Origin of the sequence: Streptococcus mitis, assembly GCF_002860865.1 — a bacterium.
Classification (GTDB): Bacteria; Bacillota; Bacilli; order Lactobacillales; family Streptococcaceae; genus Streptococcus; species Streptococcus mitis_AT.
In genome coordinates this window covers 39,885-52,617 of sequence record NZ_PKIE01000008.1, presented here as the reverse complement: position 1 = coordinate 52,617, position 12,733 = coordinate 39,885, and the positions used below count along the sequence as shown (strand labels likewise).

Sequence of the window (12,733 nt, the reverse complement as noted above, 5' to 3'; positions counted from 1 at the left end):
CTCTGAATACTATTATTCAAGTGGGCTTTTATTTGTTTTATCATGGGAAATCCCTCCTTAACTATAAGTTTATCACATAAAAAAGAAACCCAAATACAGAATTGTATTTGAATTTCTTAACTTAATGACATTGGTCGATTGACCTGCTTCTGCTTTACTCTTCTTGTGCTATTACTTTAAAATCTTGTCCTAGGATGGGTTGAATTTCTAATTGATTGGCGTCTAGTTGGTGGTAATATGCTGATGGTAGTGATTCTAGGAATTTTGCATAGTCCAAGCGAGCGATGGCTTCATAGTCTTCTGGTTTAGAGCCGTCTCCTGTGATTTGAACCAAGTCAATCTCCCACTGGACTTCCTTATCCACCAATTGCTCAATATAGGCAGCAGGAACAAATGGTTCTCTCGGTAAAACAGTCTTGACGCCTTGAGCCAGATGGTAAACACCGTGCACTTGGCCTTCTCCATCCTGATAGAAGGAAACTCTTGCAAAGTAAGCATCCGTCTCTTGAACCGCACGTACACGCGCTTCAAACTGTGCCAAGCCATCCTCCTCTAAAAAGCTTTTCAAATCCTCATGACTAAAGAAAATAGGATTAAAAATTCCTTGGCAAATCGTAAAACGGGCTGCAGTGTCTGTCAGATGGGCTTGAATACTTGCTTGGAAATAAGCTTCAAAATCAAAACCATCTAGCCCCTCAATCTCAGTTCCTGTATAAGCAAGCAGAGCATCTAAAAATGACTTGATAATCTGCCAGTCTGTCTTCGTTAGTAGGTCAGGAAGATCGACACGGTAAGCCTTTTGACCATCAGCATAACTGACCTTAAAGAGAAATTGTGATTGTCCCACTATCGCACACTCGACATACTCGAGACGATTAAGAGGCTGACGGAGATAGACGGCATCATAGCTATGTGACTCCAAACCGTCTAGCAAGGCCAAGGTAGACTTGGCAGTCAAAATTTCCTGTTCTCCTAAAATGCTCTGTTTATTTGGAATAAAAAATGTTTTCGTCATAACTGGGCTCCTTTGAAATCGTTTACATATAGTATACCCTATTTTTCTGAAAGATACAGAAACAAACTTTAGATTTTTGAGTAAAAAGCATAGAAAAACAGCCCCTGAGGACTGTTTAATCTTATACAGTAGCTGCTTGATCCAAGCTTTCACCGATAGTGGCTAGGCGCTCGACAACTTCAGCTTGTGTCAATTCATGTTCTGAAACATAGCGGTTACGTGGGTGAACACGGCACTCGTGTGAGCATCCACGAAGGTACTTGTCTTCATTTTCTTCTGATGTCAAGATACGACGGTTACAGAATGGATTTCCACAGTTGACATAACGTTCACATGGTGTTCCATCAAACCAGTCTTTCCCTACGATGGTTGGGTTGACATGGTTAACATCTACTGCAATACGCTCGTCAAAGACGTACATTTTCCCATCCCAAAGCTCACCTTGGACTTCTGGGTCTTTACCGTAAGTTGCGATTCCTCCGTGCAATTGGCCAACATCCTTGTAGCCTTCACGGACCATCCAGCCTGAGAATTTCTCACAGCGAACACCACCTGTACAGTAAACCACGACGCGCTTGTCCATGAATTTTTCTTTGTTATCACGAACCCACTGTGGCAACTCACGGAAGTTGCGGATATCTGGGCGGATAGCCCCACGGAAATGTCCGAGGTCATACTCATAATCGTTACGTGTGTCAAGGACAACGGTATCTTCGTCAAGAAGAGCTTCTTTGAATTCTTTTGGAGACAAGTAAGCACCTGTTGTTTCAAGTGGGTTGATGTCGTTATCAAAGTCGTTGTCTTCCAAACCAAGGTGGACAATTTCTTTCTTGTAGCGAACGAACATCTTCTTGAAGGCTTGTTCACTTTCTTCGTCAATCTTGAACCAGAGGTCTTCCATGCCTGGGAGGCTGTGAACGTAGTCCATGTATTTTTGAGTTGTTTCGTAGTCACCTGAAACTGTTCCGTTAATTCCTTCGTCAGCGACTAGGATACGACCTTTAAGGCCGATTGATTTACAGAAAGCCAAGTGGTCTGCAGCAAATTGCTCTGCATTTTCAATTGGAGTGTAAAGGTAGTAAAGTAAGACACGAATATCTTTTGCCATAAGATTTGTTCTCTTTTCTATTCTTAAATTTTCAGAATTTTTTATCTAACTATACTAGTATACCTGCTTGAGAAAACGAATGCAATTTATTTGACTGGAAATTGTAGAAAGGTGCTTATCCCTGCACTTCATCAGTAAGCATAGCGAATAGCAGATAATTCTCTCAATTTTTTGATCTGCTCAGCTTGACTTTCTGACAGAATCAGCTTATTGTCAATTAACATACGTGAGATGTCAACATTCATTTGACTCAATATAAATGGGGTAGAGGTCCCATCGTCCTCTAATCGTCTTTTATAACTCACTAACAGATTTTTCAAGGGAGTAAGTTGAGGCGTATTGTTTATACCTTCCAGTAGGTTATCTATGATCGTCATGGCTTCACAACGCCTTTCACTTCCTCCTGCAAACCATTTTAATGCTGTTATTCTTATTTCCCTCCTGAAACTCACTTATAAATTTGATAAACTATCATTCCTAACTCTCATACCAATATTTTACCCAAATACCCTGTGTAAAAAAGTCAGCAAAAATGGTAATGTCGCGAAAATATTATTAATCACATGCACCGCATAGGAAGGATAAATGCTCTTGGTATAGCGGGTCAAACTAGCAAAGATGATGCCAGATGTTGCAAAGACGAAGATATCTAACAAACTAGGCAGGCTTGAAAAATGAGGAAGAGCAAATAAAATTGACGGAAGAAGCAAATCAAGGCCAAATCTCGAATGCTTAAAAAAGGCGTGTTGCATTAATCCTCTATAGATTAGCTCTTCCATAAGTGGAGTCAGAAAGAACAAAGTTATATAGATACCTAGCTCAGCAAAGTTGGTCCCACTATAACCGATCAATACGGCCCAACCTTCAGCAGTTGACTGAACATGTTTAGCTGTCTGAACGTTAAAAGAGATCTGGAGCACTACCACTAATACTGTCAAAATCGAATACCAAAGCCATTTTTTTCTCGGAATGTGAAAGAGATAACCATGACCTGTCTTAACCAGAATCCAAATCATGACTCCGCTAAATAGCAAACTCAAGAGATTTTGAATCCAGACGAAATTGCCAATCTGGGAAGAAAATTGCCAATAATTTTGAACAATAAACGTCAGCTGAGAAAGACCAAATACGAAAAATAGGTAAGAGAAAACTGCACTTATTTTGAATAGAAGTTGATACTTTTTCATATGAACTCTCCTTTGTAAACTCAAGACATCTCTAATATAAGCTATATTTTCCTAAATCCTTACTCCAAATCCTAAATGGTACTTGAGATTTCCTGAATGGTTAAATAGTGATAAAGAACACGGATATCTATGCTCTCATTTCAAAAAATCACTGCCTCCCCCAGATAAGCCTGAGGAAAACAGTGATTCAATTTTTAGGAATTAGGAATGAATACACGAAATCAATTGATCTTATGATTTTTTGTTTTTCAAGAATTCATCGTATTGTTTTTGCATTTCGTTCAATACTTTTTCGTAGGCACCTTCAGATTTCAATTTTTCCATCAATTCTGGAATAGCTTTATCTGGGTCTACAGTACCAGTGTTGATAGCTGTATCGAATTGTTGCATTGTGTTAGAGATTGCTGAGATTTCAGATTTCACATTGTCAGTGTTAAAGATGAATCCAAGTGCTGGAGATTCTTTAGCTTCAGCCAATTGTTTCTTAGAATCTTCGATTTGTTGGTCTGTAACGTTTTCGTTGATGTAAAGAATCCAGTTGTTACCAGTGTTCCATCCACCCATGTGAGTGTTTCCTTTGTAGCCATCAAGGACTTTAACACGGTTTTCTTTACCTGCAATTTTTTCCCAGTTCTTGCCTTCTGGACCGTAAACAAGACCGTTCAAAAGTTCTGGGTTAGTGTTCAAGAGGTTCAACACTTCCATTGATTTTTCTTTGTTCTTAGAGTTGTTTGAGATGACAAAGTTAGCAACTTGTGTTGTTTGGTTTTTCTTGATGAAGTTAGTGATTGGTTTGATTTGGATATCTTTATTTGCAACACGTGAAAGCAAGCTGTTACCGTAGTCAGCTGGTCCTACTGTTTCTTCACGAACGAACCAAGTATCTTGTTGAAGGTCAAATGAAGTATCGCTTGTTGCTACGTCTTTTGGAATGTATCCAGCTTCATAGAATTTGTGAAGAGTCTTCAAGTGTTCTTTGAAACGAGGTACTTCGTAACGGTTTACGATCTTAGTAGTGTCTCCTTCAAGGTCGATAACGAATGGAAGTCCGTTTGGAACTGGGTAGTCAAAGTTATCAGATGGGATAAAGTTTTTAGTAACCGCAAATGGCACTACATCTGGAGCTTTTTCTTTGACTTGTTTCAAGACTGGCTCAAGTGTTTCGTATGAAGTAACACCTGAAATATCGATACCGTATTTAGCAAGAAGAGTTCCGTTGAAGGCGAAGTTTTGAGATGATGCAACGTTGGCTGCAACTGGAACTGCGTAAATTTTACCGTTAATGCTGTTACCTTTGATGTAAGCTGGGTCAAGTGCTTTATAAAGCTCTGCCCCTTCTTTCTTATACAAGTCAGTCAAGTCAGCATAGGCACCTTTTTGAGCATTTACAACATAGTTAGATGCAAAGGCGATATCGTAGTTTTCACCAGATGATGTGATAACTGACATTTTCTTATCATAGTCACCCCATCCAAGATATTGGATATCCAATTTAGCACCAACTTTTTCACCGATGATTTTGTTAGCATTTTCTAGCAATTCATCTAAGTTATCTGGTTTGTCACCGATTTGGTACATTTTGATAACAGTTTTTTCACCTGAAGCTGAGTCAGCAGCTTTTTTGCTGTTACCTGAAAGGTTTCCACAAGCAGCGAGACCAGCAGCCAAAGCGACTACGCTAGCAGATGCAAAAGCATATTTTTTCCAGTTTTTCATGACAAAAACTCCTTTTTTTTATTTTTAAACTTATAAACAATGTAATGATCTTAACTTCACGCAAGGGAAGTTTGGAAATGAGAAATGATTTTTCTCAACAAGCACTATTCTTTCACACCACCGATAGTCAAACCTTTTACAAAGTAGCGTTGGAAGAATGGATACAAAATCGCGATTGGAAGGGTTGCCACCACAACCATGGCCATACGTCCGGTTTCTTTCGGTAGAGCAACTCCCAGTTGACCAGACAGGCCGACTGCTTTGGCGATGTAGTCCATATTTTGTTGGATTTGCATGAGCAAATATTGCAATGGATACAAGTTGTCACTCTTGATGTAAAGAAGGGCGTTGAACCAGTCATTCCAGAAACCTAGAGCTGTCAAAAGCGTAATGGTTGCAATACCTGGTAGTGACAATGGCAAACAGATTTGGAAGAAGATCCGGGCTTCACTGGCACCATCGATACGAGCAGATTCAAGAATGGCTTCTGGGATTGTCTTCTTGAAGAAGGAACGCATCAAGATGATGTTAAATGGTGAGAGAAGCATTGGAACAATCAAGGCCCAAACTGTATCACCGAGTTGAAGCAAACGAGTGACCACAATATAGCCTGGTACCAAACCAGCGTTGAACAACATACTAAGAAGGGCAAAGATCGTAAAGAATCTGCGATACTTAAAGGTTGTCCGTGAGATGGCGTAGGCATAGGTTGTTGTGATAAAGACGTTTGTGATAGTCCCCACCACTGTTACAAAGACTGAGATGAAGAGGGCTTGGAGGATTTTATCCTTAAACTGTGCCAAGAACTCAAAACCGTCTAATCCAAATTGAGATGGGAAGAAGCTATATCCATTTTGGAGGATACTCTTTTCATCTGTCACCGAAATAACGATAACGAAAACAAAGGGTAGGATACAAGAGAGGGCAATCAAACCAGAAATAATACTGAAAAAGATATCTGCTTTCTTACTGAAGGAGTGAATGCCGACATTATCAATTTTTTCTTTTTTAATTTTCTTTTCTGCCATATTCTCCTCCTTTCTAGAACAAGGCTGAGTTTGGATCAACTCGTCTTGCAAGTAAGTTTGATAGGATAACCAGAATCAAGCCGACAACTGATTGGTAGAGACCTGCCGCTGAAGCCATCCCGATATCCGCTGTCTGAGTCAAACCGTTATAAACATATACGTCCAAGACGTTGGTTACGTTGTAAAGCTGACCAGCATTGTGTGGGATTTGGTAGAAGAGACCAAAGTCTGCACGGAAGATGTTTCCGACTGCAAGGATAGTCAATACAGTTACCAATGGTGTCAACTGCGGAATGGTTACATTGCGAATGCGTTGCCATTTGCTAGCCCCGTCCACTGTTGCTGCTTCGTAGTAGGTTGGATCAATTCCCATGATTGTCGCATAGTACATGACACTGCTATATCCAAAACCTTTCCAAATACCTAGGAAAAGGAGGAGATATGGCCAGATACCCAAGTCAGCGTAGAAATTGACTTCCTTCATTCCGATAGATTCTAGGAAATGGTTGAAGACCCCTTTATCGATGTTTAGGAAGGCATCTGTAAAGAAACTGATGATAACCCAAGACAAGAAGTAAGGGAACAACATAGAAGTTTGGAAGATCTTAACCATTCTCTTAGAACGGAGTTCACTGAGGATGATGGCAATCCCTACAGATACAATCAAACCGATAAAGATAAAGCCGAGATTGTAGAGGACAGTATTTCGTGTGATAATAAAGGCGTCTTTTGAACTAAACAAGAATCTGAAATTATCGAGTCCGACCCATTTACTATTCATGATACTATCTATGAAACCATTACTTGTCATGTGGTAGTCTTTAAAGGCAACCACGTTCCCAAATACTGGAATGTAGAAGAATAGAATCAACCAGAGTGCCCCTGGTAAAACCATCAAGAGAAAGATCCAGTTGTCTCTCAAGGTTTTTGAAAACTTATTCATAATTTCCTCCCTTTTTTATTTTGATATCCATCTAAAAATTCCTTTTTAGACTTTTGATAACGATTACATTATTAGTATACTCCTATTTGCAGGTTAGGTTAAACTACTAATTATAGAAAAAACTCCACAAATTATTTTATGTGGAGTACTTTTTTAAGAAAGGGATGTTTCACGGGAAACACTCTGAGTAAGAGCATGGTGTTCTTGTTTTTTATGTCGTGTAAATCGTTGAAGCTGTCGCAATAGTATGCCACTGGTTGGCTGTTGTGGCTGCGAAATCCTTGTCTGCGTAGAAGTCAGTAAATGGCAAGATGTCTACTTCTAGTTCTTCGATGCGGTCAATTTGACCAGCCAGATAAGCCTCGATGCGACTTTCTGCTCGCTTAATGCGTTGCAAGAGTCCGCCCATACGGATGTCAACTGTATCCAAGCCAAAGACCTTGTTTTCTTTCAGCCATTGGTGGCTAAAGAGGGCATGGAAGTGTTCGATTTGGCTTCTAAGTTCTGGTAATTCTTGTCTTGCGATTTCTTTTAGATTTTCTTTATCATCCGCTTGGTAGGCCTGACGGATGCGTCGTCCTACATCGACTTTAGAACTTAAAATAGCATTCAACTGGGCCTGAGTTTCAAAGAGATAAGCATAATTTCCTGCTTTTTCTTTGATTTCAACAAGTGTCTCAGTAGCCTGAGCGAAGTGCGGTTTGTCCTGTACAGGTGTCATGTGTCTATCAAGAAGAGGGCAGAGAACATCCTGGTAAAAGACATAGCGGTTAGGATTGATGCCACTGAGATTGCCTGGTAGGTCTGGCAAGAGGTTGGCAAGGTCAATCTGCATAAAATCCTCAACTGATAGACCTGTATTAATCTGGAAATGAGCAGACAAACGGTCTAGGTCATTGCGGTAGCAGAGTTCTGCCCAGATTTGCAAGCTTGGTAGGATAGAAAACTGAGCGGTTTCCCCACCATTGTCCCCCCAACCCGTTACAATGACTTCTTTGATGTCATTGGCACGACAGGATTTGTTAGCTTCAAGAGCAATGAGACGGCTGAAATGGTTGTTGGGTGTGAACCCAATCCACTTCCAAGCTCCACCTGCAAAGGCAAGATCATGACTAATCTTGTGGTGGTTGCGGAAATTACGGTTGTATTTTTCCTCGCTATCCTGGTAGTAATCCCAGTAAACCAAGGTCACACGGTCTTTGAGGCGGTCTAGGTAAACTCGCGTTTCCTCTGGAATTTCCACATCACGGTCGTACTGACCATCCGCTGACATGAGTTTGAAGAACATATCACTCCACATCTGGCAGTGGAAACCATATTTGTCAGCAATATCCAGCACGCGCTCCAAGTGTTGGCACATAAGGAGACTACGGTCTACTACTCCATTCAAAATCAAATAACGTCCCAAGCCGACCAAGTGGGCTTCGTCCATCCCGATATTGACCTTGCGAGTCTTCAGTTTAGACAGAGTGGCAAACATGCCATCAATCAGGTTATAGACCTTTTCTTCGCCAATGAGAAGAATGTCCTCTACATCACGGAGCTCCTGGACTTCTTTGACACCCCATTTGACGAAGGCTGACAAGTGGGCCAAGGTCTGGATACAAGGCACAAAGGTCATGTCAAACTGCTGGGCATAGGTTTCGATTTCATGTAATTCCTCAGCTGAGTAGGCTCCACGGAAATAGCCAAAGTAAGGTTGCCCCTCAATCTGGTAGGTGTCTTCCATGTAAAGTTCAAAGGTTGAATAGCCCATGAGAGCCAAGACCTCAATCATCTGCTTGGCAGATGCAACATTTAGAACCGCATTACGGGAACAATCCGCCATATAGGCTAAATCTTCATATGCTGCCTGTTCTTCAATATCGACCTTGTCAGATTCTACTAGAGCCGTTGCCAACAAGGACAAGGCTCGATAAAGTTGGTAGGGTTTGCGGTAGGTTAATTGATAATGACCACTCTCACCCTTGATAGAGATAGAGGCTTGGTCAGATTGGGCGACAGCTACTTCGACATCTGGTAGAGAAATGTGCTTTTGAAGCAACTCTATAGCTTGATGTTGTTTACTGCTAATTCCTGTAAATCTTACCATTGATTTTCCTCCTGTAGCCAATTGACAAGGGCACCGTAGAGATTGGCATCTGCGTGATAGGTGCAGGCTTGAATAACAGGTGCGACCGTGTATTCTTCGTAGGTATCGACAAAGTCATCGACAGCCTTCTTGACACCTTGGATAAAGTCTGGATTTTGGCTGATAGAGCCTCCCAGACTGATAACATCTGGATCGATGAGATACTGGATATTAAGCAAACCTTGCGCCAGATTGCGGTTCATGCGCTCAATAGCTTCTTGGCAAAGGATATCGCCAGCTACGGCTTCTTGGTAAATCTTGCGACCGTCCCAATCAGTCTGACCAGATTTTTCAATCACGTAGCGCACCATATTCCCAGTTGACGCTAGTTGCGACCAGTTGTTGAGCTTTTCAGCAGGGGCAAGGGTTGTCATGTAGCCAAATTCTCCACCCAGGCCGTGGCGACCTCGATGAAGTCTGCCATTGATAATCATAGCTCCGCCAATCCCTGTCCCAATCACGACACAGGCTGCATTTTCAAGCTCTGGATGAGCCAGTAATTCACTGAGTCCAACGCAGTTGGCATCATTTTCCAGATGGACAGGTAGCTGATGATGGGCAAGTGCTTCATACCAAGAAAAGCCATGGATGTAGGGCACCGCACTGAAGCCATCAATCACACCCGTCTCTTGATTGACCGCGCCTGGAACACTCATAGCAATCCCACTGTAATCCTGCTCTGACAAACGCTGGTCTAACCAAGCTAATAAATCCTCCAAACTTTCAGGCGTTGGAATGCTTGTCTTATTCAGTATTTTCCCATCAGGAGTCAGACTGGCGAACTTAATCCCAGTCCCTCCGATATCAATCGTTGCAATGGTCATTGTTTTTACCATAAAAAGGGGCGAATCAGCAGTTAGTCCTTACTTTTTCGCCCCTCCTTTCTTTTTATGTCTACTTTTTGAAATTAAATTTCTTCTTTTTCGATGAATTCTGTACGAATCTCTTGTGGTGAAATGAGGCCTCTATGAACTGGGTATGGTCGTTCAAGTAGGTCAAGGAAGAGATGTTGACTTTCTGGTACACGTACATTTTCACTACACATATTGTAGTAACGAAGGACATAGCCTTCTTCATTTTCAGCTATCTTAAAGGCTGTTGGACAGATTTGCGGTATGTTGAGAACAGAATGATTCAAAAGGCTACCAGTCGCAGCCACGCTACCCTCTTGTTTTGCAACTTGAAGAGCTGTAAATGGTGTCTGCAAGGCTTTAGCACGACGGAAAGCTGAGAAGCGTTCTTGGGCTTGGTGGCATTCGAGAGCAAACTCGACTTCAAACTCACGCAAACACTGAGCTTCTGGTGTTGGGAAGTAACCCCAGTCACCCAACTCACCTGATGCACGCAAAATCGTCACTGCAATAGTGTCGTCCCCAAGGATTTCGTATTCATTCAATCCCTTGTTGGATACCGTCACACCTTTTTCATCGTCATACAGACTGACAAAAGCCTGTTGGTGTTGAGGATTTTCAGGATTTTCCCATGAAGCAGCTGGTTTGTTTGGTCGTGTCACCACCTCATAGATGCTTTCAGAATCGTTGCATGGACGCGTGTTATGAGTCTTGACCAAGAGACGGATACGGTGGTCTTTGGCAGTGTTGGTAAAGCGAGTTTTGCAACGGATTTGTGGATTGTCAACAAAGACAGTCATCTCAGTTTCCAGCGGAAGGCTTGTCAACTCTTCTGAACGTCCAGCTTCACGCTTCATAAACTCGATGATACCTTTTTGTTCTTCTTCTAGCTTTTCGTCCGCACTGACAGGCACGGTCAACTCATGTTTGAGCAAAATCTTAGCATAGCGAGCTGTGTTTTCCAAGACCTCGTAGCCCTTAAGCTCTGCATAGATTGGCTCTGTTCCTTGTGGTTGGAAATAGATATACTCGTTTCCGATGTCTCCACGGTCTTCGAAGCGGATAAAGTCTTCGTAAGCTTCGTGAGTTGTCTTATCATAAACTGTGATATTGTCATCCACACTCACCGTTACAAATGGTGTATCAATCACCCCGTTTTTGTAAATGCCTTCACGGTGTTCTTGTTCTCCTTCCAGCAATTGGAAGGTTGTCCAAGAAAGTGGCGCTAGGTGAACTGGAATGGTCACGCGCACTTGTCGAGCAATACGAGCTTGGCGGAACTTGTCTTTTGGTAAATCATACTCAAAATTAGCTCCAAGATCCTCGATTTTAGGCTCTACAGGACGACCATCCAAGTCCTCCACACGGTAACTTGGCAAGGTAAGAGCAGCCATCTTCTTGTAGCCTTCTGTTGGGTGCAATTCCTTAAAATCACAAGTCGCCACATCAATCACTGTGCTGACAGTATCAACCTTATCATGCAATCCTGTGTTAATGACAGTAAAGAGATAATCACTTTGAGCCTTAGCTGTAGCGATTTTGCCCTTCCACTCGTTAAGAAGATTGCTCTTCACAAAGTTTCCAACTTGGTTAACCTTGGCAAAACGAGTTTCCATCTCACGGTGAACTTCGTCCACGCTACAGCCACAGATACTATCATGAGGCGCGTTCTGCAAAAGAGTTTTCCAAGCATAGGTCAACTGATCCTTGTGGTTGTGGCCCCCAGTAATAATAGTCAAGGGTTCTACAACTTGCTCTAGGAGGTTGCTGTTTTCTTGGAAGGCTTGTTTGAGGTAAATACGGGATGAAGAAGTGTTGGCAAGTGTGTACCAGCCATCAGTTTCCTGACTGGTCAACTCGCCTGTAACCGTTGATAACTGCTCTGGTAGGGCACCTTCCACAGCTTGAACATACTCATCAAAAGAACTGTGAACAAAGGTCACATCTGGGAAGAGTTCATTTGCCACACGAATGGCTTCGCTCAGATTTTTCTGAACAGGCTGGTGGTCACAGCCGTTCATCATCAACCATTGGTTGGTCGAAGCATAGTCACGAACGTCTGCCAATTTTTGTTTCCAGAAGGTCAAGGCCTCGTCTTTATCAACTGGAATTTCATTCCCATTACTGTACCAGTTGGCAAAGAGAATCCCGAGGACACGACTTCCGTCCGCACCCTGCCAATACATTTCTGAAAACTGAGAAGTAAACTGCTCATCTTCGAGAACTTGGTTGTCAAATCCAATCGGTTTCACACCACGACCAAAGGCTGCCACGTGAATGCCTGATTTTTGAAGGATTTGAGGAGCTTGCCCCATATTTCCAAAGGTATCTGGGAAGTAACCAATCTGAGTGGATTTGCCCCATTTTGCAGCTTCTTGCTGACCAATAAGAGTGTTGCGGACATTGGCTTCGCTGGAAATCAAGTAATCATCCTGCAAGATGTAAAAGGGACCAATTTTCAATTTTCCTTGGTCGATGTAGCGCTGAACTTTGTCGCGATTTTCAGGGCGAATCTCCAAGTAGTCATCAAGGACAATGGTTTGCCCATCCAAGTGGAAGCTCTTGAACTCAGGGTCATTTTCAAAGAGATCAAAGAGAGTGTCAAACAATTCCACCAACTGCATACGGTGGCTTTCAAAAGGCAAGTACCACTCACGATCCCAGTGACTATGTGAGATAATATGTACGACAACATTTCCCATGAAGTAAAACCTCATTCTAAATTTAAATTTTTATTGTTAACGTTTTAAATGT

At 42.1% G+C, this 12,733-nt stretch carries 10 protein-coding genes; all 10 read right to left on the bottom strand.

All coding sequences use genetic code 11. The features are described 5' to 3' along the window. Positions 1–154: 154 nt before the first annotated feature. On the bottom strand, positions 155–1,015 hold the full coding sequence (locus tag CYK18_RS09475; protein ID WP_101786315.1) for a DUF4299 family protein: 861 nt from the start codon (positions 1,013–1,015) through the stop codon (positions 155–157). 121 nt (positions 1,016–1,136) lie between these two features. Then, on the bottom strand, positions 1,137–2,123 hold the full coding sequence (gene trhO / locus CYK18_RS09470) for an oxygen-dependent tRNA uridine(34) hydroxylase TrhO (protein ID WP_101786313.1): 987 nt from the start codon (positions 2,121–2,123) through the stop codon (positions 1,137–1,139). Between the two features lie 131 nt (positions 2,124–2,254). After that, positions 2,255–2,551, bottom strand: coding sequence for a bacteriocin immunity protein (locus CYK18_RS09465; RefSeq protein ID WP_180948045.1), 297 nt, complete (start codon positions 2,549–2,551; stop codon positions 2,255–2,257). A 69-nt stretch (positions 2,552–2,620) separates the two neighbouring features. Beyond that, positions 2,621–3,310, bottom strand: coding sequence for a CPBP family intramembrane glutamic endopeptidase (locus CYK18_RS09460; RefSeq protein ID WP_101786311.1), 690 nt, complete (start codon positions 3,308–3,310; stop codon positions 2,621–2,623). A 231-nt stretch (positions 3,311–3,541) separates the two neighbouring features. Next, positions 3,542–5,026 (bottom strand): ABC transporter substrate-binding protein, encoded by a 1,485-nt coding sequence (locus CYK18_RS09455; RefSeq protein ID WP_101786309.1) that lies wholly within the window; start codon positions 5,024–5,026, stop codon positions 3,542–3,544. A 104-nt stretch (positions 5,027–5,130) separates the two neighbouring features. Further along, positions 5,131–6,054 (bottom strand): carbohydrate ABC transporter permease, encoded by a 924-nt coding sequence (locus tag CYK18_RS09450; protein ID WP_023945674.1) that lies wholly within the window; start codon positions 6,052–6,054, stop codon positions 5,131–5,133. 13 nt (positions 6,055–6,067) lie between these two features. Continuing rightward, on the bottom strand, positions 6,068–6,997 hold the full coding sequence (locus CYK18_RS09445) for an ABC transporter permease (RefSeq protein WP_101786307.1): 930 nt from the start codon (positions 6,995–6,997) through the stop codon (positions 6,068–6,070). Positions 6,998–7,208: 211 nt separating this feature from the next. Beyond that, positions 7,209–9,089: a beta-N-acetylhexosaminidase gene (locus CYK18_RS09440; RefSeq protein ID WP_101786305.1), complete on the bottom strand. Its 1,881-nt coding sequence runs from the start codon at positions 9,087–9,089 to the stop codon at positions 7,209–7,211. Beyond that, entirely contained in the window at positions 9,083–9,952 is an 870-nt protein-coding gene (locus tag CYK18_RS09435) for an ROK family protein (protein ID WP_180948044.1), read from the bottom strand. The genes CYK18_RS09440 and CYK18_RS09435 overlap by 7 nt, the downstream gene beginning before the upstream one ends. Before the next feature lie 83 nt (positions 9,953–10,035). Further along, entirely contained in the window at positions 10,036–12,681 is a 2,646-nt protein-coding gene (locus CYK18_RS09430; protein ID WP_101786301.1) for an alpha-mannosidase, read from the bottom strand. Positions 12,682–12,733 lie beyond the last annotated feature (52 nt).

Excerpts from the sequence above, each read along its gene's own strand:
- CYK18_RS09455 (WP_101786309.1), bottom strand. The coding sequence starts at position 5,026 with ATGAAAAACTGGAAAAAATATGCTTTTGCATCTGCTAGCGTAGTCGCT.
- CYK18_RS09445 (WP_101786307.1), bottom strand. The coding sequence starts at position 6,997 with ATGAATAAGTTTTCAAAAACCTTGAGAGACAACTGGATCTTTCTCTTG.
- CYK18_RS09450 (WP_023945674.1), bottom strand. The coding sequence starts at position 6,054 with ATGGCAGAAAAGAAAATTAAAAAAGAAAAAATTGATAATGTCGGCATT.
- CYK18_RS09430 (WP_101786301.1), bottom strand. The coding sequence starts at position 12,681 with ATGGGAAATGTTGTCGTACATATTATCTCACATAGTCACTGGGATCGT.
- trhO (WP_101786313.1), bottom strand. The coding sequence starts at position 2,123 with ATGGCAAAAGATATTCGTGTCTTACTTTACTACCTTTACACTCCAATT.
- CYK18_RS09440 (WP_101786305.1), bottom strand. The coding sequence starts at position 9,089 with ATGGTAAGATTTACAGGAATTAGCAGTAAACAACATCAAGCTATAGAG.
- CYK18_RS09435 (WP_180948044.1), bottom strand. The coding sequence starts at position 9,952 with ATGACCATTGCAACGATTGATATCGGAGGGACTGGGATTAAGTTCGCC.
- CYK18_RS09460 (WP_101786311.1), bottom strand. The coding sequence starts at position 3,310 with ATGAAAAAGTATCAACTTCTATTCAAAATAAGTGCAGTTTTCTCTTAC.
- CYK18_RS09475 (WP_101786315.1), bottom strand. The coding sequence starts at position 1,015 with ATGACGAAAACATTTTTTATTCCAAATAAACAGAGCATTTTAGGAGAA.